19 protein-coding genes are annotated in these 21,092 nt (G+C 38.4%); 12 read left to right on the plus strand and 7 right to left on the minus strand.

Annotation, left to right across the window (positions count from 1 at the left end; translation table 11 throughout):
* Positions 1-18: 18 nt before the first annotated feature.
* A complete protein-coding gene (gene argC / locus WA249_RS09815; RefSeq protein WP_336168310.1) occupies positions 19-1,074 on the minus strand; it encodes an N-acetyl-gamma-glutamyl-phosphate reductase in 1,056 nt (351 codons plus the stop codon).
* A gap of 188 nt (positions 1,075-1,262) precedes the next feature.
* On the opposite strand from argC, the gene WA249_RS09820 reads away from it, so the two are divergent.
* On the plus strand, positions 1,263-2,786 hold the full coding sequence (locus tag WA249_RS09820; protein ID WP_336168312.1) for a hypothetical protein: 1,524 nt from the start codon (positions 1,263-1,265) through the stop codon (positions 2,784-2,786).
* On the opposite strand, the gene WA249_RS09825 is transcribed toward WA249_RS09820, so the two are convergent.
* Positions 2,783-3,463, minus strand: coding sequence for a YgjP family zinc-dependent metalloprotease (locus WA249_RS09825; RefSeq protein WP_336168314.1), 681 nt, complete (start codon positions 3,461-3,463; stop codon positions 2,783-2,785). The two genes, WA249_RS09820 and WA249_RS09825, sit on opposite strands and share 4 nt — an antisense overlap.
* Positions 3,463-4,134 (minus strand): ribose-5-phosphate isomerase RpiA, encoded by a 672-nt coding sequence (gene rpiA, locus WA249_RS09830; RefSeq protein WP_336168315.1) that lies wholly within the window; start codon positions 4,132-4,134, stop codon positions 3,463-3,465. The genes WA249_RS09825 and rpiA overlap by 1 nt, the downstream gene beginning before the upstream one ends.
* Positions 4,135-4,235: 101 nt before the next feature.
* Between rpiA and ilvA the strand changes: the two genes are divergently transcribed.
* The 3 genes from ilvA to WA249_RS09845 all read left to right on the plus strand — a co-directional run bounded on the left by ilvA (position 4,236) and on the right by WA249_RS09845 (position 7,934).
* On the plus strand, positions 4,236-5,783 hold the full coding sequence (ilvA, locus tag WA249_RS09835) for a threonine ammonia-lyase, biosynthetic (RefSeq protein WP_336168318.1): 1,548 nt from the start codon (positions 4,236-4,238) through the stop codon (positions 5,781-5,783).
* A 145-nt stretch (positions 5,784-5,928) separates the two neighbouring features.
* Positions 5,929-6,579: a potassium channel family protein gene (locus WA249_RS09840; RefSeq protein WP_336168320.1), complete on the plus strand. Its 651-nt coding sequence runs from the start codon at positions 5,929-5,931 to the stop codon at positions 6,577-6,579.
* A 17-nt stretch (positions 6,580-6,596) separates the two neighbouring features.
* On the plus strand, positions 6,597-7,934 hold the full coding sequence (locus WA249_RS09845) for a TrkH family potassium uptake protein (RefSeq protein WP_336168322.1): 1,338 nt from the start codon (positions 6,597-6,599) through the stop codon (positions 7,932-7,934).
* A 37-nt stretch (positions 7,935-7,971) separates the two neighbouring features.
* Here WA249_RS09845 and WA249_RS09850 read toward each other — a convergent pair whose 3' ends face one another.
* The 3 genes from WA249_RS09850 to WA249_RS09860 form a co-directional block, all read right to left on the minus strand.
* Complete coding sequence (locus tag WA249_RS09850) at positions 7,972-9,123, minus strand: phospholipase A (protein WP_336168324.1); 1,152 nt, start codon at positions 9,121-9,123, stop codon at positions 7,972-7,974.
* Between the two features lie 20 nt (positions 9,124-9,143).
* Positions 9,144-12,083, minus strand: a complete 2,940-nt coding sequence (locus WA249_RS09855; RefSeq protein ID WP_336168326.1) for an insulinase family protein — start codon at positions 12,081-12,083, stop codon at positions 9,144-9,146.
* A 251-nt stretch (positions 12,084-12,334) separates the two neighbouring features.
* Entirely contained in the window at positions 12,335-14,449 is a 2,115-nt protein-coding gene (locus WA249_RS09860; protein ID WP_336168328.1) for a TonB-dependent receptor, read from the minus strand.
* Between the two features lie 430 nt (positions 14,450-14,879).
* On the opposite strand from WA249_RS09860, the gene WA249_RS09865 reads away from it, so the two are divergent.
* The 8 genes from WA249_RS09865 (at position 14,880) to WA249_RS09900 (ending at position 20,549) form a co-directional block, all read left to right on the plus strand.
* On the plus strand, positions 14,880-15,884 hold the full coding sequence (locus tag WA249_RS09865; protein WP_336168330.1) for an adenosine kinase: 1,005 nt from the start codon (positions 14,880-14,882) through the stop codon (positions 15,882-15,884).
* A 16-nt stretch (positions 15,885-15,900) separates the two neighbouring features.
* Complete coding sequence (locus tag WA249_RS09870) at positions 15,901-16,209, plus strand: Rieske (2Fe-2S) protein (protein ID WP_336168332.1); 309 nt, start codon at positions 15,901-15,903, stop codon at positions 16,207-16,209.
* 25 nt (positions 16,210-16,234) lie between these two features.
* A complete protein-coding gene (locus WA249_RS09875) occupies positions 16,235-16,843 on the plus strand; it encodes an OB-fold-containig protein (protein WP_005306154.1) in 609 nt (202 codons plus the stop codon).
* A gap of 371 nt (positions 16,844-17,214) precedes the next feature.
* Positions 17,215-17,409, plus strand: a complete 195-nt coding sequence (gene cydP / locus WA249_RS09880) for a cytochrome oxidase putative small subunit CydP (RefSeq protein WP_005306157.1) — start codon at positions 17,215-17,217, stop codon at positions 17,407-17,409.
* Positions 17,409-18,995 (plus strand): cytochrome ubiquinol oxidase subunit I, encoded by a 1,587-nt coding sequence (locus WA249_RS09885; RefSeq protein ID WP_336168336.1) that lies wholly within the window; start codon positions 17,409-17,411, stop codon positions 18,993-18,995. The genes cydP and WA249_RS09885 overlap by 1 nt, the downstream gene beginning before the upstream one ends.
* On the plus strand, positions 18,992-20,137 hold the full coding sequence (gene cydB / locus WA249_RS09890) for a cytochrome d ubiquinol oxidase subunit II (protein WP_336168338.1): 1,146 nt from the start codon (positions 18,992-18,994) through the stop codon (positions 20,135-20,137). The genes WA249_RS09885 and cydB overlap by 4 nt, the downstream gene beginning before the upstream one ends.
* Positions 20,138-20,147: 10 nt before the next feature.
* Positions 20,148-20,249: a cytochrome bd-I oxidase subunit CydX gene (cydX, locus tag WA249_RS09895; RefSeq protein WP_336168340.1), complete on the plus strand. Its 102-nt coding sequence runs from the start codon at positions 20,148-20,150 to the stop codon at positions 20,247-20,249.
* The gene (locus WA249_RS09900) at positions 20,250-20,549 is read left to right on the plus strand and encodes a cyd operon YbgE family protein (protein ID WP_016137925.1); all 300 of its coding nucleotides are present in this window, start codon (positions 20,250-20,252) and stop codon (positions 20,547-20,549) included. It begins immediately after the preceding gene.
* A 12-nt stretch (positions 20,550-20,561) separates the two neighbouring features.
* On the opposite strand, the gene WA249_RS09905 is transcribed toward WA249_RS09900, so the two are convergent.
* Positions 20,562-21,086, minus strand: a complete 525-nt coding sequence (locus WA249_RS09905) for a GNAT family N-acetyltransferase (RefSeq protein WP_336168344.1) — start codon at positions 21,084-21,086, stop codon at positions 20,562-20,564.
* Between the last annotated feature and the right edge of the window lie 6 nt (positions 21,087-21,092).

Below are 21,092 nucleotides of genomic sequence, written 5' to 3' on the forward strand. Positions count from 1 at the left end.
GAAGCAAAAAAGAGTTTTTTATGGTAATAAACCAATCCCTTGTAAGCCTTCATCTTCATCAAAGCCGAACATAAGGTTCATATTTTGTACAGCTTGACCAGATGCACCCTTCACAAGGTTATCTTGTACCGCAAGAATAATAAGTTTATTCGGCTGCGGCTTATATAAAGCAATACGAAGCTCATTCGCACCGCGCACACTACGTGTTTCAGGCGAACTGTTAGCAGGCATCACATCAACAAATTTTTCATTTGCGTAAAATTGCTCATACAATGCCTGAATATCAGTTTGTTTTCCAGTTTCTGTCAAATCGACATAAATTGTACTGAGCATACCGCGGATCATTGGAACTAAATGAGGAACAAACAGGAGCCCTTCAAAACCACCTTTTTGACCAGAAATATTTTCTAATGCTTCAACAATTTCCGGATGGTGACGGTGACCCGCAACACCATAAGCTTTAAAGTTATCAGCATTTTCACTATAGATCATGCCTAAACTTGCTTTACGACCAGCACCAGAAACACCTGACTTCGCATCAATAATAATATTTTTTGTTTCAATCAATGCTTTCGCTGATTTCAAAAGTGGCGCCAAACCTAATTGAACGGTAGTCGGGTAGCAACCAGGGTTACCAATAACTTGCGCCTGTTTAATTTTTTCGCGGTTTAATTCAGCCAAACCATATACTGAGTTTTCCAGAACATCTGGGCATGCATGCTCCATGCCATACCATTTCTCAAACTGCTCAAGATTTTGCAAACGAAAATCAGCAGCCAAATCAATCACTTTAGTGCCAGCTGCAACCAACTCTTTGGCATGCTGCATCGCAACGCCATGAGGTGTCGCAAAAAATACAACATCGCAGTTTTTTAAATCATCAATATTTAAATCTGAAAATTGAAGATCAGTATGTCCACGTAAATTAGGGAACATATCTGCAACTGGTTTGCCCGCTTCTGTACGTGAAGTAAGAACTCGAACCTGCGCTTTAGGATGTCGTAATAAAATACGTAATAGTTCAACGCCTGTATAACCCGTTCCACCAACAATTCCGACAGAAATCACGTGCATTACCTCAATTTTTGAATCTATACTTGTGCAGTAGTATGACAGGATGTCCAAGCTTACAAAACCATTTCATACCGAGTAATTTTAATTTTTTTAATTTTAGCGACAATTAGATAGTACTTATTCAACTGTCAGAACTAAACAAATATCAGCAAGCAAATAAATATCAGATTCAATTTTGGAGAGCTAGGATGCTTCATCAATCAAAAGAAACAAAATTACACACTTACCTTGGCTTGAGCACATTAATTTTAAGTGCTGCACTTATAGGTTGCGGAGGTGGAGGCAGTAGTGGCAGCAACTCATCAAGCACTCCAACACCCGTTGATCCTACTCCTGAGGCAACGACTGATGTTACTGTGAAATCTCCTGTGGAAATACGTAATATCCAACTAAAAGTATATGACAACACCACTAACTCTGTTGTAGTAGATACTTCAATTGCGAGTTTAAACAACTTTAATGTCAAAATTCCTACCGCTAAATTAAATCGTTTATATCGCGTAGAAATTACGACTCAAGATTCATCTCAAGTATTTGATCCAATTACTTCAACATATCAAAATTTCTCTGGTGTTTATCATGCCTTTATTACGCCAAGCAGCGTAAGTGGCAGAACACTGTCCATAAGCCCAAGCAGTGAAGCGGTTTACCAACGAGCTGTAGTACGCTCAGGTCAACTTCCCCAAGAGACGATTGACCCAACCCGCATTGAGCAATTACATGTGGACTTAGCTTCTCAAGATGTCTATAGATCTTTACTTAATGCATTCAAAGATGTCGACATTCCAAGTTTAAGTCCAGCCAATCCCCTCACTTTTTTAACTATATTGCAGTACTCAACTACAAAACCTAGTACATATGTAGATAGCTACCTTAGCTTTGCCTACTTACAATATTGGTCAACTTTTCATAGTGGAACAAACACATATCAAGAGCTCATTAAAAGTTTGGCAACCGATTTAAAAGATGGCTTTTTAGATGGTAAAAAACTTAATGGTGATCAAACAACATTCACTCCTATTTTCACACCCGCTCCAGATAATATTGATCCAGTTAAAAATACACTGTTAGATATCGCAGCTAATCAAAAAGCAACACGCGATAATTTTGCAACCAATTTAAAAACCGCTACTTTTAAATTGGCAGATGCTCAAAGCCAATCCAGTTTAGATCAAACAGGTTATGATCTACTGCAAAAGAAACTATATTCAGGGAGCGTACCTGCTGGAAATACAACTGACTTTGTCCGTATAGATGGTGCTGGTGATTATCGTCGTGCTGTAGGTTTTAGCGGTATTACAGCGACCTGTAATGGTTCTGCATATCCTTGTAAACAAGGTTTAACTAGCATTAACCTTTCTGACCCAAAACTACCTGCTACGGACTATTTAGTTGGTCACTATGACGATACCGCAACAGGCTGCCAGCTTAATTTCCGTGCGAATGGCCAAATCGAACTTATTAAAGGATCACAGACTTATCGCTCTGCGTTAAGCGCAGATAGTACAGACAATTTATTGCAAACAGATGCTGCAAGCTCAAGTTATTTACTCAACTCAAGTTCAGCCGAACCCAATAACTCAACGCAGCAATACAACTTTATACAATTATCAATTAAAGCAAATAAAATCGTGAGTGCTAAAGCAGGTCTCGATAGCCGAAAAGCACCTGATAACTTACAAACACCACAACTAGAATGTAGTTTTAGTTAATTTGAGACATACCACCATGCAGGCAACGGATTTGATTTAAGTTGTCTGCGGTGTTTTTGAAAATATGGATCGTATTTTTCAACTTCAGCCCAAAAAGCTGGGCTATGGTCAAAATGTTTAGTGTGAGCTAACTCATGAATAGAGACATAACGAGCAATTTCATGAGGCATCAACACTAATCCTGCATGTAGCATAATATTATGCTGACTGCTACAACTTCCCCAACGAGTTTTAGGACGGCGAATTGTACATTCCCTATAAGCCAAATGAGTGTGTTCACTTAACTCTTTTAAAAGTTTTGGCAATTCTTGTTTTGCAAAGGCAATCACTGCACTTTGTAATGCCAAATATGGCTGTGTGTCTTTAAGAAATAAACAACTACTTTCCCAATCGAATTGAAAAACTCGATGCTGCTTTTGAACAATGACCTGAAACGGTTGGTCTTTATTAAAAAAATAAATCTCAGAAGGAATTTCAATCGATGCCGATTGGACGTTTTGCTGCTTATTCCACGTCTCGATCAACCATTGTTCAGATTGAGCCAAAAACTGCTGAATTTGTTTTTTACTACAAAACAAAGGAACCGTGAGACGGATTAAAGTAGGCTCGACACGTAAGCGCAATTTTCTTGCGCTTACGTGTCGAACGATTTTAATTTCTGGCATCTTTGCAGACATTACTGTGCAGTACGCTCTTCAATACCATTATTTGTTGCAACAATTGCAATCGTTGCTGGGTTTAAAGCGAAAATACCATTAGTCACAACACCCGGAATATTGTTAATGGTTTTTTCTAAATCAAGTGCATTTAAAATATTAAGATTAAATACATCCAAAATCACATTGCCGTTATCTGTTACGACCCCTTCGCGATAAACCGGATCACCACCTAAAGCCACTAGTTTACGAGCAACTGCCGAGCGAGCCATTGGAATAACTTCTACTGGAAGTGGAAAATCACGTCCGAGTTGATCAACCCATTTTGAATCATCAACAATACAAACAAATTTCTTAGCAATTGAAGCTACAATTTTTTCACGTGTTAATGCAGCACCGCCACCTTTAATCATATGCATATGACGGTCAATTTCATCTGCACCATCAACATATGCATCTAAACCACCCACATGGTTCATATCTACAACTTCGATGCCTAATTTTTTAAGACGATCGGCAGTTGCTTGAGAACTTGCCACAGCAGCTTCTAATTGTAATTCAGGCAATAAATCAATTAGAAAATTTACGGTACTTCCAGTCCCAACCCCCAAAATGCCACCTTTGGGCAAGTGTTTTAAAGCAGCTTTCGCAGCAGCTTGTTTCTTTTCATCTTGGGTTGCATATAGACTCATGACATCACTCAACTATTTTTTGACATTTATGCACCAATAATCGGCGCAAATGCACAAGGGTTTGCTACAATAATTTCCTATTTTAAACTGTTATAGGGAAGATGAACATGCTGTCTCGTGTGGTACGACAAATTTTACAAGCAACGGTTTATGATGTTGCAATTGAAACACCTCTCGAAGCAGCTCCACGAATTAGTCAAAAATTAAATAATACAATTCGTTTTAAGCGTGAAGATTTACAGCCTGTTTTTTCTTTTAAATTACGCGGCGCCTATAACCGTATTAGCCAATTACCTAAAGAACAACTCGAACGTGGGGTAATTTGTGCCTCTGCCGGCAACCATGCTCAAGGTGTAGCATTGTCAGGTCAACGCTTAGGAATTCCAGCAATCATTGTTATGCCAAGTACAACACCTGACATTAAAGTTCAAGCAGTTAAACGCTTGGGTGGTCAAGTTGTATTACATGGTGATAGTTTTGATGTAGCAAATAAATATGCGCAACAACGTGCCGAAGTCGAAGGCCTTGTATTCATTCCACCCTATGACGATGAACTTGTTATTGCTGGCCAAGGCACAATTGCAAATGAAATCTTACGTCAATGGCGTGATGTAGAATATGTGTTTGTTGCTGTAGGTGGTGGCGGCCTTATTTCAGGCGTAGCAGCTTACCTTGGAGAAGTTGCACCCCATGTAAAAATTATTGGTGTTGAATATGAAGAGTCGGCATGTTTAAAAGCAGCCTTAGAAGCCAATGAGCGCGTAATTTTGCCACATGTAGGCTTGTTTGCAGATGGCACTGCCGTTGCTCAAATTGGTGCTTTACCATTTGACATTATTCGTCTGCGCAAATCTGATAACTCAGGCCCAATTGTTGAACCTGATATTGTGACAGTAAACACAGATGAAATCTGTGCTGCCATTAAAGATACGTTTGACGAAAACCGCAGCATTGTTGAACCATCTGGTGCAATGGCCCTTGCTGGTATCAAGAAATATATTACCGAACATAAAATCAGCAATAAAAATATGGTATCGATTGTATGTGGTGCCAATATGAACTTTGACCGCCTACGTTATATTGCTGAACGCACCGAGTTAGGTGAGCAACGCGAAGCGATCTATGCGGTTACCTTATCTGAAGAAAAAGGCGCATTCCTAGGGTTTTGCCGTGCTTTACAAGGCCGCAATATTACCGAGTTTAACTACCGAGCAAACAATACTGATGAAGCGCAAGTATTCGTCGGTATTAGCTTAAAAGGTGGTGATGCAGAACGTCATGAAATTTTAGAACAATTAAAGCAACAAAATTATGTAGTAGATGACCTATCTGATGATGAGGTTGCCAAACTACATATCCGTTATTTAATTGGTGGTCATGCAAATCTAGATGATGAAAGATTGTTCCGCGTTGAATTCCCAGAACGTCCAGGTGCCCTATTAACCTTCTTAACTCGTTTAGGCCCTACCCATAATATTACGTTGTTCCATTACCGTAATCATGGTGCTGCAGAAGGACGTGTTTTAGTAGGCTTACAAGCAACTGATGCGAAACAAAACCCTGATGGTCTAATTGAAACTCTGGAGCAGATTAGTTATCCGTATGCAGAAATTACGAATAATGTGGGCTACAAACGTTTCTTGAAATAATCTTCAATTTTGATGAATAAGCTGACAGATCTGTCGGCTTATTCATATAATTCTTTTAATATTCCTATCATATTTACATTGCCTCTCTTTATCTCAAAGAAAATATCCTTAAAAATAAACGTCTAATCAGGAAACAAGGACCAACATGGCACAGTTTGCAGTCATTGGCTTAGGAAGTTTCGGAGCAACTGTTGCTCAAGAACTCACGAAATTAAATCATGATGTTATTGGCATTGATACGGTAAAAAAGAATGTTGAAAATCTTGCCAACGTTTTAACTCATGCCGTCATTGCAGATGCGACCGACGAACATGTACTTGATGAACTTAATATTCAAAATTGTGATGCAGTTGTTGTAGCAATTGGTGAAGATATTGAAGCAAGCATCTTATGTGTACTGAATTTAAAAAATTTAGGCATGGAAAAAGTTTGGGTAAAAGCAAAAACCAAAGCACACCACACTATTTTGTCGCACCTCAATATCAATAAAATTATTCATCCTGAAGAAGATATGGGGGTACGAGTTGCCCAAGCGCTGAACTATCCAATGGTGAGTCGCTATATGTCTTTAGAAGATGACCATTACATTATAAAAATTGAAATTCCCGAAAAGCTTAATGGTATTAACTTATATGGCATTATGCAGCAAGCACCACAGGTTAAAACATTGCTCGTAAAAAGACAGCAACAAATTTTGTTTGAGACCGAAGAAAATTTCACCTTGCAAACGCATGATATTCTTATTTTAGAAGGTCATTTACCGCAGTTAAAGAAACTTTCTAATTGCTTCCTATAAGAGGCGAAATCTAGAATATGTCTATATATCCCAAGCCCCATAAAACATTAAATTTAAGCCCTCCTTCACTCTTGGCACTGGGGTTTCTGGGCTTTATTATTTTTGGCACTTTATTACTCAAACTTCCATTTGCCAATACGGGTCATGTGAGCTGGATGGATGCGCTCTTTACAGCCACATCAGCAGTCACAATTACTGGTTTATCTGTTTTAAATATTCATGAGTCTTTTACCCTGTTCGGGCAAACTATTATTTTATTGCTGATTCAATCTGGTGGTTTGGGTTTTATGACTTTTGCCATATTGGCTGCATTAAGTTTGTCACCCAAAGTTGGTCTTAAACAACAAATGATGGCACAAGATAGTCTTGGTCAAACAAGCCTATCAAAGGTTACTTTTGTTGCTAAGGGAGTTGTCACTTACACCCTTATTTTTGAGCTTATTGGTACAATTATTCTCACTACTGCTTTTACACCAACTTACGGCTTTGCACGTGGACTGTACTATGCGCTTTTTTATAGTATTTCCTCATTTAACAATGCTGGTTTTTCATTATTTAATAATAGTTTAATGACTTTTCAAAATAATTATATCATCTGCCTTACAGTGAGTTTACTCTACACAATAGGTGGACTTGGTTTTTTGGTTCTCATGGACATTAAACAAAATAAAAAATGGAAAAAACTTAGCCCAAACAGCAAACTCATTCTAACTACTATTGCCATTATTAATTTAGTAGCCTTTATCTTAATCTGGGCTATGGAAGCTCAGAATCCTCATACACTAGGAATGTTAAGTGTAAGTGATCAAGCTTTACATGCTTGGTTTCAAGCGACTGTTCCGCGTTCTTCAGGGTTTAATACCATTGATACAGGTGCAATGACCAATAGCAGCTCTTTGCTTATGATGTTGCTCATGTTTATTGGTGGTGGTTCACTGAGTACTGCTGGCGGTATTAAAGTCGGTACTTTTGTCATATTAGTTTTAAGTGTATTGTCCTTTTTAAGACGTACCGATGAAATTAGGATCTTCAATCATTCTGTTTCTCACGAAACGACTTATAAGGCCTTGGCCGTTACCGCGATTACCAGCATTCTCATATTTATTGGGTTCTTTGTTCTTTTAATTTTAGAACCTAAAGCAGACTTTATGAACTTGTTGTTCGAGGTTGTTTCCGCAGCCTGCACAGTTGGGCTTTCTCGTGGAATCACGCCAGAGCTTCATAATGGTAGTTTATTCATTTTAAGTTTGTTGATGTTTGCTGGGCGACTTGGCCCATTAACACTGGCTTATTTAATTGCCACTCCGAAAAAAAGTCGACTCAAGCATCCTCAGGCCAATATTCAAATTGGATAATAAAAAGCCGCTTTTAAAGCGGCTTTTTTATGGCAATTTAGTACCAGTTCAAGAGTGAAACACCCAAACCTGCATAAGTTGCTCGGTGGTTATAATCAATTAAACTTTCACCATAACCATTAAACAACTGGAAGTGTCCACGCAATTTACCGCTGATTGGAAAAGCCCAATCGAATTGGGCAGCACCATGAGAGTTATCACCACCTTTTAAAGAGTGACGTAACATTAAAGAGAAGTCATTATCTTTCCACTTATAAAAAGCGGTTAAATCGCCACGTCCTACGTAATCTTCAATATCAGGGTTGTTATCATCTTTAGTCGCTTCGTTAATACGCACCCAAGGACGAAGCATTACAGCAAAATTGCCACGCTCTAAGCCTACATTAAAGATGACACGGTTCCAGCTACGAGATAACGGATCTGAACGTCCATTTGATTGGTGATTTAAAGTCACTCCAAGCAAACGACCATCTAAACCAAGCAATTCATAGTTCGTTCTAAACATTAAACTTGCTTCAGGCTCATAATTCGTTTCACGGAAAGGACGAGATTCTTCAGCATTAAATGTCTGCCAACGAGAAGACTGTGTATAACCTACCCACAAATCACCATTGTTGCCAAAAATATTTTCCCAAGCTTTGGTTTTTAAAGAAATCTGGAATTTACTTTCTGTTGATTTTAAATTTTGAGGTGTATGTTCTACATTGTTCGGATTTGGGCTAGTAGGTAATTCATTTCTATCACTCGTCCAAAATACAGGTAGCAAATAGACGGGTTGATAGGCACGAATATTCCAAACCCCTAGTTTACTTTTTTCAGACAACTCCCAACGTTGATCTAACAAAGAAGTGGTAGGTTCAATTTGTGGTGCCTTACCTATCACTTTAATATTACTAACCGTATCTACAACCTTCTCTTTAAAGGTTTCAGGTTGAACCGCAGGTGCGTCAATTTTTTTAACAGGCTCTGATACAGCCGCAGCTTGAATAACTGGTAAAGCTGATGGTTTAAATACAGAGTCATAACAAGCCAGACGATCGGCATTCGAAGCAAGAGCAACACATGCATCTACTGTCGCAGGAGTTGCAGGTGCCAAAGTATCAGCATATGTCACAGACGCACACAAACAGCTAAGCACGATTCCCATGCTTAGCTGTAAAGATGTGCGTTCAAATTGTCTGAACGCCATGTTCATCTCCAATCTTTATTTTAATTCACTTGTTGAATGGTAAAACCTAATTGCTGCAATTCATCGCGTTTGGCAAATGGTGCAACTACAGCTTTTACAGGAGTTTGCTCAACCAAATATTGACGAGCAACACGTTGTAAATCATCTAATGTTACATGCAACAATCTCTCACGTAAGATACGGCGGAAAGCCGGTGTTCTTGCATGCAACAATGCATAACATGCAGTAATCGCTTCACCTGCCGGAGAACCTGGTTTATCCATACTTGCAATTAGCCCAAGAATCGCTTCTTCAAGCTGATGAGGTTGTTGTTCCGTATTTAATAACCATTGCACGCTTGCTTCAAAGTCTTTAAAAGTTTCTGCTAAACGTGGGTCACGGTAACTATAGAAACGGAATGAACATGCATTGCCATCATAACTTGCTCCACCACCATACGCACCGCCTTTCTCACGAATAGCGCTATGTAAGAACCCATTACGTAAATAAGCTGCCAATACCATTAGCGGAGCTGCATCTGGATGTGAAACATCCACCGCCTGATATGCAGAAGCACAGAACTGAACATTTGCCTGAATTAACCATGCTTCATGATTATTATCATTTGCCTGTTCAACGTGAGTTAACTCTGTTGCAGTTGCATCAACGTTTAGCTTATCCCAAACATTTTGGATTTCTTCAACCAAGCGTTCAGACTGATGTTCTTCACATACAAGCAAGAACTGTTTAGGTGCTTGCAATAATTTACGATGAATACGCTTTAATTCTGCAATCAGATCATCATAGGCAACAGAGTCTTGAGTAATCTTAGTAACAAGCTCACCTAACCAGTTTAATGCACCTAAACCAGTGTTTTGATAGTCGCGTTGAGCCAATGCACTCATATTACGTGACGCGATTTGCATTGCGTAGCTATGACCTGCTCCAGATAAGCGAGATTGCCAACGTGTTTTACGTTGTTGCAATAACTCAATAATTCGTTCTTTCTCATCAAATCGAAGCTGTTCAAATGCTAATTTTAATAAATGAATGGCATCGAACTTCTGAGTCAAAGATTTAGTCGTTAACGTTAACCAAGCACTAATTTTATCTTTGTCATCAACTTTACTACGCAATGAAGCGCCCATTCCTAAACCACCACTTACAGCCGTTTGTAAGTTTTGTAGTTCAAGATAGTCATATTCACCTGCACCCACTTCTCCCATCAAGATAGAAAGCAAATTGAAGTAAGGTGACTTCACAATATCTTCAGGAATCTGAATAAGTACTTGTTGATAGTAAATACCATTTGTACCAGCATGGTACAAATTCAACGGCGTATCCATACGATTACAAAGAATTTCACGTAACTGCCCCTGCACAATATGCAAGTCAGCAGGTACATCTTCCAAACCTACTTTTGGTAATAGTTCAAGGTTATCTGGAGTATCCTGACGTTCCTCTAGAGCCTTGGTATTAGCAATAATTTCAGCCTTATCAGCATCTGTTAACTTTTCACCAATAGCAGCTAAACGAGCTTTTTCCGCCTCTTGCTCTTTTACAGACTTAGTTGGGTCTGGAACTAGAGTCATCTGCACACGATGTGGGTTGTCAAGCAAATGTGTTTGAATCAGATTTGATAACCACATTGGATCTTTCAACTCTTCTTTAACTTGTGCAATGGCGCTGTCAACATCCCAAATTTGAATTGGGTCATTGTGGTGAATCGCACCGCTTAAGCCATTTAAAATTAAACTTAAGCCATAAGGTGTACCATCACCATTAATTTCACGTTGATGCAACTCAATCTGATGCAAGATTGCATCGACTAAATTACTATCAATTGGTTTTGCAGCAACATCACGCAGAATATTTAAAACACCCTCTCTAAAGCTTTGCGCATGTTCTGGGTTTGAACCTTGAACACCACAGTAGAAAGTCATTTCAAAATTACTATCGTCTACGCCCATTAATGGACCTGTTGATTGAGCATAACCACATGTTTCTAGGTAATGGCGCAGTGGTGAAGCTGAATTTTCTAACAAAATTCCTTCAACCAAACGCATTCCCAAACGCAATTTCACTTCATTTGCTTCTGGTAATAACCAAGATAAGACATGATAAGTTTTATCTTTTAAATCATCACTATCAACACCATAGTTTTCTGTTACTTCAATTGGCGCTGCTAAGCGTTTTTCGGGCTTAGAATATAGAGTTGTTCCTGCAGAAAATTTATGTAGGGCTAATTTTTCAAATTGCTCTTGCAACTCGTAGGCTGTTTGATTCCCAAAGGTCATAAATACAGCATTACTTGGGTGATAATGTACCTTATAAAAATCGACTAACTGCTCATAGGTTAAATCAGGAATATCTTTCGGGTCACCGCCTGAGTTGTAATGATAGGTCGTTTCAGGAAATAAATGATGAGCCAACTGATGGTAAAGTTGGTCAGACGGTGCACTCATCGCGCCTTTCATTTCATTGAAAACAACACCTTTATAAACAGGTTGCCCATTTTCTAGTTCAATACGAATACCTTCTTGAGCAAAATCAAGCGGATTCAAATTAGCAGCAAATGCCGCATCAAGATAAACAGAAAGTAAGTTTTGGAAATCTTTTTTGTTTTGAGTAGCAAATGGATATGCCGTCCAATCTGCTGCTGTAAACGCGTTCATGAACGTATTTAAAGAACGGCGAATCATTAAAAAGAACGGATCACGTACTGGAAACTTTTCAGAACCACACAAAGCGGTATGTTCTAAAATGTGTGCCGTGCCTTTAGAGTCCATAGGCTGTGTTCTAAAAGCAACAAGAAATACATTTTCATCATAGTCAGTTGCCAAGTGATAATGCACCGCACCTGTGACTTTATGCTTATATTCAGACACTAAAATATCTAATGCTTCTACATGGTGCTGACGTAGCAACTGAAACGCAGGGTGAACAGTTTGAGAAATGGTTTCAGTGACATCTACAGTCATGTGATCTCCTAACATATCGGATAAGTGAATAAGTCTCATTATAGCCTGAGTCAGCTTGAGATTGGCGAACAAAAGCCAAGTAAAATACTATGTTTTTGTTGAGTATTAGTTTTCATTAGCACGGCTTTGATATCAAGCACATAGCCATGAATGTTTTATCCTACCAGAACAAAAGCTTTTAATTCTATTTATATATTACCCAATAAATAAAAAAGCCCATCAAGTTGATGAGCTTTTAGAAAAACTTTTACTTAAAAACGATAACGAAGTGCAATTTGAGCATTTAATGGATCACCCATCATGTTTGAATCATTGGCTCCACTATGTCCCGAAACAAAATAATCGCGATCAAACAGATTATTTAAGTTGAAGTTCACATCATAACGTTCACTTTGATAACCTAATGCAGCATTTACAACTGCATACCCCGGTAAAACATTTTTGTTATCTGGCGCACTAAAGCGTGAGGATTCCCCACGACCACCTACAGCCGCATACCAATGATCATTTATTTGATATTTTAACCAAAGGTTAGCCGTGTTATTTGGCGTAAGCGCAGAGTGATTGCCCGTAAACCCAAGAGTCGACTTTTCAATCTTACCATCCATATAAGAATAGCCTGCTAGTACTGAAAGTTGATCAGTCAATTGACCAGCTACCGATAACTCAACACCCTTGGTTTTTTGCTCACCTGCTAAAATTGCACTTAAACCCTTAGGATCATTTGGATCTTTATTTTGAATATTGGTTTGGCTCATCTCAAATAAAGCCAAGGTTACATTCAATTGATCATTTACATCCCACTTCGCACCCACCTCATAATTTTCAGTTTTAGTAGGCTTTAAATCATCACTGTTTTTATAAAAAACAAATGCATCAGCCAAAGGTTGGAAAGATCGGTTATAAGACGTATAGAATGAAAGATTACTTACTGGCTGATAAACCACCCCAATTCGTGGAGAATAAGTATTATCAGTGCGGCTTAAATCTAAATTATTACTTGTTTTATCATTACGATCTTGCGATAAATTGTCATAACGTAAACCAACTAAGACTTTAAGCTGGTCTGTCACTGTCATTAGGTCTTGCAGATATACACCGTAGTTTTCAAAGGTATTAGTATTGTTAGTCCCAGCAGCTACACTTGTATCTAATGGTGCCCAATTTTCAAGTTCTGGATTAAATATATTCGTAATTTGACGGAATTTACTCCAGACAAGTTCATCTTTATGCTGCTTGCTATATTCAGCACCAATTAAGGTGTTGTGCTTTAAGAAACCTGTATTAAATAAAGCGCTCAACTCTTGCTGAACATACACTCCATCTTCATTACGTATTCGTTTACTTTGACTTAATTGAATTTGGTCAGCTGGCAATTTATTTTTTTTAGGGTCTTGATGTGAATCAACACTATATTGACGGTCTAATGAGTAGTTATAGTGACGAACTGCACCATGATATTTTAGATTATCGTTAAACTCATGATCTAAGCTTATGGTTTGGCTTGAAATTTCAGTATCAACATCACCAACTTCTTTACCGTTTAATGCACCATAAAAAGTTTTAGGGTTTGTTTTAACTGGTTTACCTGTAATTGGATCTGTCGGAAAACCTTGATCTGCTAAACGATCATCATGCAAATAGTCAGCCTGAATTAAAAGCTTCGTCTTATCTGAAATATCCCATTGTAAAGATGGAGCAACCGCTTGGCGTTTTAAAAAGGCCTGATCACGATAGCCATCTGAATCTTCAACTGCGCCCGTTAAACGAACCTTAACATTCTCTGCTACTTTTTCATTCACATCGACTTCTGCACGGCGTTGCCCTGTTGTACCGCCAATAAGACTCACTTCGCGCAAAGATTCATCCAGTGGTTTTTTATTAATTTTATTAACTAATCCACCCGCAGAACCGCGTCCATATAATACAGAAGCAGGACCTTTTAATACTTCAATACGCTCAACATTCGACATGTCGCGAAAATACAATGCATCATCACGAATACCATCTACATAGTTATCTGTGATTGCAGAGAAACCACGAATCATGACCTGATCACGCTGCCCATCACCCACACTAAAGCTCAGACCAGCAACGTTTTGCAAGGCGCCTTGCATCGAAGTTACAGTTTGTTCTCTTAAAACTTGTTTAGGTACCACATTTACGATTTGAGGAACATCTTTTAATTGCATAAGTCCTTTAGTTGCAGTTGATGCTTGTCCCACTTCTTGTTTTAAGCTTTGTTCCTTTTCAGCTTTTACTGAAATTGTTGGGAGGTTCGTCACAGCCTGTTGCTCTGCCTCTACGGCATATACATGGCTTGTCATAACCCCAACTGATGAAATAAATAAAATAGAACGCTTCATGTAAGTTCGCTACGAAAAATTTCATGCGAAGTTTCAATGAAATACACTGTATTTGTAAATATTAGCAAGAATCATTATTAATTGATAATATTTATTAAAACTATGAGTTCAATGGTCTTGTTAAATCAGCCCTGACTTTAAAAATCATCTTATTAAAAAAAGAATTACTATGAGGTGTATTTATTCCCCTATCCCCTCATTTTTAAGAAAGTAACGGACCTCTCTCGATAACCATCTTTAAATTTCCTAAGATTGATAATGAAGATGCCCACAAAATGCCTGAGCTGACCTACTTATGATCTTAATAATATTCAAACAACAATATTTCGCTTCTAATTTTTGAATTAACTGAATTTTATTCAACAAACTACAGCAAATCCAAGCAATGGTGTAAACTTAGCAACCTGATTTTTTATTTGTGACAACACATATGGCAACTGTAGATCTTTTTGCAATTGGTAATGCATTAATCGACCAAGAATTTAAAGTGTCTGATGATTTTCTGAATCAACAAGGCTTGCAAAAAGGCACAATGCAGTTGTCCGATGGTGACACTCAATCTGCTCTTTATGCAGAGTTAAAACAGCACCAAGACTACAAAGGTCAAGCAAGTGGTGGTTCAGCGGCAAATACGACTGTAGCTTTCAGTGCATTAGGCGGAAGCGCTTTTTACGGTTGCCGCGTTGGTAACGATGATTTAGGTGCAATTTATCTGCAAGGTCTAAATGAAGCTAACATCCAGACCACACCAAAATCGATCAGTGAAGGCGTAACTGGTACCTGTATGGTACTCATTAGCCCAGACTCTGAACGCACAATGCACACATATTTGGGTATTACAGCTGAACTTTCTCAAGATCAAATCGATTTTGAACCATTAAAAACAGCAAAATGGCTTTATATTGAAGGTTATCTTTCTACAAGTGAAACGGCTCGTAAAGCTGTAAAACAAGCAAGAGAAATTGCAAAAGAAAATGGCGTTAAAATCGCCCTTTCTCTTTCAGATCCAGCTATGGTGCAATACGCTCGTGAAGGCTTGGAAGAACTTATGGATGATGGCGTAGATTTACTATTTTGTAATGAACAAGAAGCCTTAATGTATACAAATACAACATCTGTAGAAGATGCTCTTGCTCAATTACGTTTTAAAAATCATACAGTAGTCATTACACAAAGTGCTAAAGGTGCTTTAGTTTCTAACCCAGCTCAACATTTCCATGTTGCTGGACGTCATGTAGAAGCCGTTGACACAAATGGTGCAGGCGATGCATTTGCAGGCGCATTCCTATATGCCCTAAATTACCATCAAGATTTGAATGCGGCAGCTCAGTTAGCTATCTTAATTTCGAGTGAAGTCGTCTCTCAGTTTGGTCCACGTTTAGCTGTTAATGATTATGCTAAACTGCTTGAAAATTTTCAGAAGGAATGTGCTTGAAATGGAAAGGATCTGTATGACGGAAGAAGTTCCTGAGCGCGAAGCTAGGGCTTTTGACACTTTACAAGGAACTACTATTTTCGTTACGCAACGTGACGGCGCATTCTATGCTTATCAGAATTTATGCCCTCACCTAAAAACTGAGCTTGAATATCTAGAAAATCAATTTCTAGATCAAGACAAAGAATATATCCAATGCTCTACCCACGGTGCTTTATTTTCTGTGGAAACAGGCGAATGTATTTCAGGTCCTTGTTTAGGTGATTTTTTAAATAAAGTTGAGCTTAAAGTACATTCAGATGGCGGTATCTATATCGTAGACTGAGACGATTAACATTAGAGTTTCTGCCATGGCTGATTTCTTTTTCAATTATTATCTTATGCCATTTCACTTAAGTGTAGTGGCTTTGATATTGCTCAGCGTGGTAGAAACCATTGGTATGTATATTGGACTCCGTCCAAGTCAGTTACTCAAAAAAATTGCACCCGATTGGCTTTCTAACTCACCATTACTTAATGTTAAATTTTCTAAAGCTCTAATTTTCGTTTTTTTACTCATCAATTTCAGTTATGCAGGTTACTTTTTACAACTCTCTTTCTTCGCAATTCAACATTATTTTATTTCACCTTTTTATTTAATCGTCCCCGCACTAGTCATCGCAATCTTCTTTACTGTGTTCATGATTCACTGCCTTGACCAAGTAATTAAGCCAAAGCTTACTCATACTAACTATAACCTCTTAGGCCGATTAGCAACCATTTCTAGTGGTAATGCTAGACCTGGTTTTTCTGCTCAAGCACGCGTACGTGATGAATTTGGCCAGCTACACTACGTGCAAGTAGAACCAGAGTATGGCGAACTCGAATTATACTCTCAAGTTATTCTTGTCAGAGTGCATAAAAGCCATTATGTGGCCAAAAAAATCTCTGTATCCAACGATCTTTTTGCACCCGATTAATTCTTAATAATTGTTGTAGTCCATTATTGCTTTTTGCACGCTTTATTACGCCCTTATTTTCTTATTTATTTAATTAATTATTATTCCGAGCACCTTAGTTGGAAATAAAGTTAATAAATATTATATACAACCATTTTAGTTGGTATTAAATTAAAACAAACTATTTTAATAAACTTTATATTTTTATTTACAAGTGTTTTAGTTGGAATTAACAATCAATTCAAACCATTTTGGTATGGTATTTATTTTAAAATAACAAGTATTTGTTTTATATAAACTAATTATTTAAATATTCATTTAAAATATATTTAATGTTTATTTTTATTATATTTTGATTAATAATAAAATTATTATCAAATGAGGTTTAATTCATGAGCCTTTATTTTAAAAATCTTAATAGTCGTTTAATTAAAGAAATCACTATTATTCTAATAATAAAAATAGTGCTTCTTTTAACGATTAAACATATTTGGTTTGATGCTCCCACCATCCCCAAAAATTTCGACAATCAGGTCGCTGAGCATATTGCTGGCGATAACATTTCCAACATTAAGGAGACACGTTGATGATTTCTGAAAGCGTGGTTGATCTTTCGCGGTTTCAATTTGCGATGACCGCAATGTATCACTTTCTTTTCGTCCCTTTAACTTTAGGTTTGGCATTTATCCTTGCCATCATGGAAACCACTTATGTCATTTCTGGTAAAGAAATTTACAAAGACATGACTAAATTTTGGGGAAAATTATTTGGTATTAACTTTGCTTTAGGGGTAACGACTGGCTTAACAATGGAGTTCCAGTTTGGAACGAACTGGGCTTATTACTCACACTATGTAGGTGATATTTTCGGTGCACCACTGGCAATTGAAGGCCTGATGGCATTCTTCCTTGAATCGACATTTATTGGTCTATTCTTCTTTGGATGGGACCGATTAACTAAGGTTCAGCATCTAGGCGTAACATGGTTAGTTGCACTAGGTTCCAACATGTCAGCGCTCTGGATTTTAGTGGCGAATGGATGGATGCAAAACCCAGTAGGTGCAGCATTCAACTTTGAAACGATGCGTATGGAATTAGTTGGTTTCGGCGCACTTATTTTCAACCCTGTGGCTCAGGTTAAATTCGTTCACACTGTATCAGCGGGTTATGTAACTGGTGCAATTTTTGTACTTGCCATCTCTAGTTATTATTTACTTAAAAAACGTGATCTACCTTTCGCCCGTCGTTCATTTGCAATTGCTGCGATTTTCGGTCTTGCATCTACACTTTCAGTGATTTTACTCGGTGATGAATCTGGCTATGAACTAGGTGATGTTCAAAAAACCAAATTGGCTGCTATTGAAGCCGAATGGGATACTCACCCTGCTCCAGCTCCGTTTACTTTGTTTGGTGTACCAAACCATGAAGAGATGCGGACAGATTATGCGGTTAAAATTCCATACGCATTAGGTTTAATTGCAACTCGCTCAACAACCAAAGAAGTTACTGGTCTTAAAGACCTCATGCAACAACATGAAGTTCGTATTCGCAACGGTATGCTTGCCTATGCTGAACTTGAAAAATTACGTGCAGGCGATCGCTCACCAGAGTTATTAGCTTCATTTGAAAAAAATCAAAAAGATCTAGGTTATGGCCTACTTCTTAAAAAATATGCACCAAATGTAGTTGATGCAAGCGAGCAAAATATTAAAGCCGCTGTAAAAGATACTGTTCCAAATGTTACAGCACTATTTTTCTCTTTCCGAGCAATGGTTGCCTCTGGCTTCTTAATGCTATTACTTTTCATTTTAGCAACTTGGGCAGTAGCAAAAAGAAATGCTGAAAATAAACCTTGGCTACTTAAATATGCATTGTTTGGTCTGCCACTTCCTTGGATCGCTGCACAAACTGGTTGGTATGTAGCTGAAGGCGGCCGTCAACCATGGTCTATTGGTGAAATTTTACCAACACACCTCTCTACTTCTAGTTTAAGTACTGGCGATGTATGGGGTTCGATTCTTGCGCTAGCAGCGTTCTATACCGCACTTTTAATTATTGAAATGTATTTAATGATTAAGTTTGCTCGTCTAGGACCAAGCTCTTTGCACACTGGTAAATATCATTTTGAAAAGCAAGAACCGAAAACCGCAGTTAATGGGGAGGCCTTATCATGATTGAATATGAACTATTAAAAATCATTTGGTGGGTGTTAGTTGGCGTACTACTGATCGGCTTCGCTCTTACCGATGGCTTCGATATGGGTTCCATGGCTCTCATGCCTTTTGTTGGAAAAACCGATAGCGAACGCCGTGCTGCGATCAATACGATTGCACCGCACTGGGATGGGAATCAAGTCTGGTTTATTACGGCGGGTGGTGCACTATTTGCCGCATGGCCGATGGTATATGCTGTAGCCTTCTCAGGTATGTATTGGGCTTTACTACTGGTTTTATTTGCCCTTTTCTTGCGACCAGTAGGTTTTGATTACCGTTCAAAACTTGCAAACACCAAATGGCGTAATTCTTGGGACTGGGGCCTGTGTATTGGTGGTGCTGTTCCTGCCCTTGTGTTTGGTGTTGCCTTCGGTAATTTATTTCTAGGCTTACCATTTAGTTTAGATGACACGCTACGCTCTGAATATACAGGCAGCTTTTTTGCCCTTCTCAACCCATTTGCCTTAATTTGTGGTGTTGTCAGTCTATCTATGCTCTGTGCGCATGGTGGTGCATGGCTCATGTTGCGTACAGACGACGCTTTAAAACAGCGCTCTGCCAAAGCAACGCAGATCATGGCAGCTATATTTTTAATTTGTTTCCTTGTGATTGGGGCATGGCTGTATTTCGGGCAAGTACCAGGTTATAGCTATGCAGTTGCTATTAATCCAAATGCTGCACTCAACCCTTTAGCTAAAGAAGTAGTGACTAATAGCAACCCTGGCTGGATGAACAACTACAACACCTATCCAGTGACTAAAGTTGCTCCAGTTCTTGCAATTTTAGGTGCAATCATTACAGTTTTTGCATCTTCAAAAGCAAAAGCAGGCTTAAGTTTTACTGGCACAAGTTTAATGATTGTCGGAGCAATTTTAACAGCAGGCTTTGCACTATTCCCATTCTTACTTCCATCTAGCATTAATCCTAATTCTAGCTTGACGATGTGGGATGCTGTGTCAAGCCACCTTACTTTAGGCGTTATGACAGTCGCTGCTGGCATTTTTGTACCACTCATTTTGATCTATACCAGTTGGTCTTATTACAAAATGTGGGGCGTCATTACCAACAAACACATCGAGTCAAACTCGCATAGCTTGTATTAAGGAGAAGCAAATGTGGTATTTCGCATGGATCCTTGGCATTTTGATGGCATGTTTTGCAGGTGTACTCAGTGCACTTTATATCGAAAATCATCAAAATCTAGATGAGGAATAAATGATGGCAAAAGCAATGACAGCATCAAATCATCGAAAAGCTCAAGCATTCGCAATGGCCCTTTCATTTCTGTTGGCATTGCCTCTTGCTGCAATTTTGCTGGTTTACCCTTCACTCATGTTAGATGCAAACGGACACTATAATCATAGCCAACTCATGTTAGTGATGATCGGTATTTCTGGTGGTTTCATTTATGGAGTAGGGTTTGTACCAAACTTCTGGTTATGGAAATGGTTATTTAGTCCATGGATAGCATGGCCTCTCATGCTTTTAGGCTATTACATCTGGTTTCTAACCTAAACAAAAAAGACCTCATTTGAGGTCTTTTTTCATTTCAATTAATTTAATAGGTACCCTTGGCACCCCTACATTTGCTTCAACTGGATACGGCTGTTCATTACCCGTTTTCGCATATCCACGACGTTCATAATAAGCAATCAACTCTGAACGTACATCTAGAACATACATGACAGCGTTGGTCAGATGAGGGTCTTCTTTCAATGCATATTGCTCTGCATATTCTAAAACAGATCGGCCTACTTTCATATTTTGAACATGCGGATCTGTACAGAATGTTCCAATCTCAACCTGACTATTTTCAAATGTGAGCCCAACACACGCAACAATTTTGGAAGAGTTAGTTTCCCCTACCAATAATATTGAATTCTCAAACTGTAGCTGTTCTTTTAATTGAAGTTCTGTAATGCGTTGCCCTTTTACAAACGCAAGCTCTGTTGTCCAACTTCGACCTTGTTGTTCTCGATAAGACTTGTTAATTAAATCTATGAGTTCTGGAATATCAGCAGATTGAGCTAAACGGAAATTTAAATTAGTCATAAAGTA

The organism is Acinetobacter sp. 161(2023), assembly GCF_037027805.1.
Lineage (GTDB): Bacteria > Pseudomonadota > Gammaproteobacteria > Pseudomonadales > Moraxellaceae > Acinetobacter.

Excerpts from the sequence above, each read along its gene's own strand:
- WA249_RS09850 (WP_336168324.1), bottom strand. The coding sequence starts at position 9,123 with ATGGCGTTCAGACAATTTGAACGCACATCTTTACAGCTAAGCATGGGA.
- WA249_RS09840 (WP_336168320.1), top strand. The coding sequence starts at position 5,929 with ATGGCACAGTTTGCAGTCATTGGCTTAGGAAGTTTCGGAGCAACTGTT.
- WA249_RS09825 (WP_336168314.1), bottom strand. The coding sequence starts at position 3,463 with ATGTCTGCAAAGATGCCAGAAATTAAAATCGTTCGACACGTAAGCGCA.
- WA249_RS09865 (WP_336168330.1), top strand. The coding sequence starts at position 14,880 with ATGGCAACTGTAGATCTTTTTGCAATTGGTAATGCATTAATCGACCAA.
- WA249_RS09845 (WP_336168322.1), top strand. The coding sequence starts at position 6,597 with ATGTCTATATATCCCAAGCCCCATAAAACATTAAATTTAAGCCCTCCT.
- WA249_RS09870 (WP_336168332.1), top strand. The coding sequence starts at position 15,901 with ATGACGGAAGAAGTTCCTGAGCGCGAAGCTAGGGCTTTTGACACTTTA.
- WA249_RS09875 (WP_005306154.1), top strand. The coding sequence starts at position 16,235 with ATGGCTGATTTCTTTTTCAATTATTATCTTATGCCATTTCACTTAAGT.
- WA249_RS09885 (WP_336168336.1), top strand. The coding sequence starts at position 17,409 with ATGATTTCTGAAAGCGTGGTTGATCTTTCGCGGTTTCAATTTGCGATG.
- cydX (WP_336168340.1), top strand. The coding sequence starts at position 20,148 with ATGTGGTATTTCGCATGGATCCTTGGCATTTTGATGGCATGTTTTGCA.
- cydB (WP_336168338.1), top strand. The coding sequence starts at position 18,992 with ATGATTGAATATGAACTATTAAAAATCATTTGGTGGGTGTTAGTTGGC.
- WA249_RS09855 (WP_336168326.1), bottom strand. The coding sequence starts at position 12,083 with ATGACTGTAGATGTCACTGAAACCATTTCTCAAACTGTTCACCCTGCG.
- cydP (WP_005306157.1), top strand. The coding sequence starts at position 17,215 with ATGAGCCTTTATTTTAAAAATCTTAATAGTCGTTTAATTAAAGAAATC.
- ilvA (WP_336168318.1), top strand. The coding sequence starts at position 4,236 with ATGAACATGCTGTCTCGTGTGGTACGACAAATTTTACAAGCAACGGTT.
- rpiA (WP_336168315.1), bottom strand. The coding sequence starts at position 4,134 with ATGAGTCTATATGCAACCCAAGATGAAAAGAAACAAGCTGCTGCGAAA.
- argC (WP_336168310.1), bottom strand. The coding sequence starts at position 1,074 with ATGCACGTGATTTCTGTCGGAATTGTTGGTGGAACGGGTTATACAGGC.
- WA249_RS09905 (WP_336168344.1), bottom strand. The coding sequence starts at position 21,086 with ATGACTAATTTAAATTTCCGTTTAGCTCAATCTGCTGATATTCCAGAA.
- WA249_RS09860 (WP_336168328.1), bottom strand. The coding sequence starts at position 14,449 with ATGAAGCGTTCTATTTTATTTATTTCATCAGTTGGGGTTATGACAAGC.
- WA249_RS09820 (WP_336168312.1), top strand. The coding sequence starts at position 1,263 with ATGCTTCATCAATCAAAAGAAACAAAATTACACACTTACCTTGGCTTG.
- WA249_RS09900 (WP_016137925.1), top strand. The coding sequence starts at position 20,250 with ATGATGGCAAAAGCAATGACAGCATCAAATCATCGAAAAGCTCAAGCA.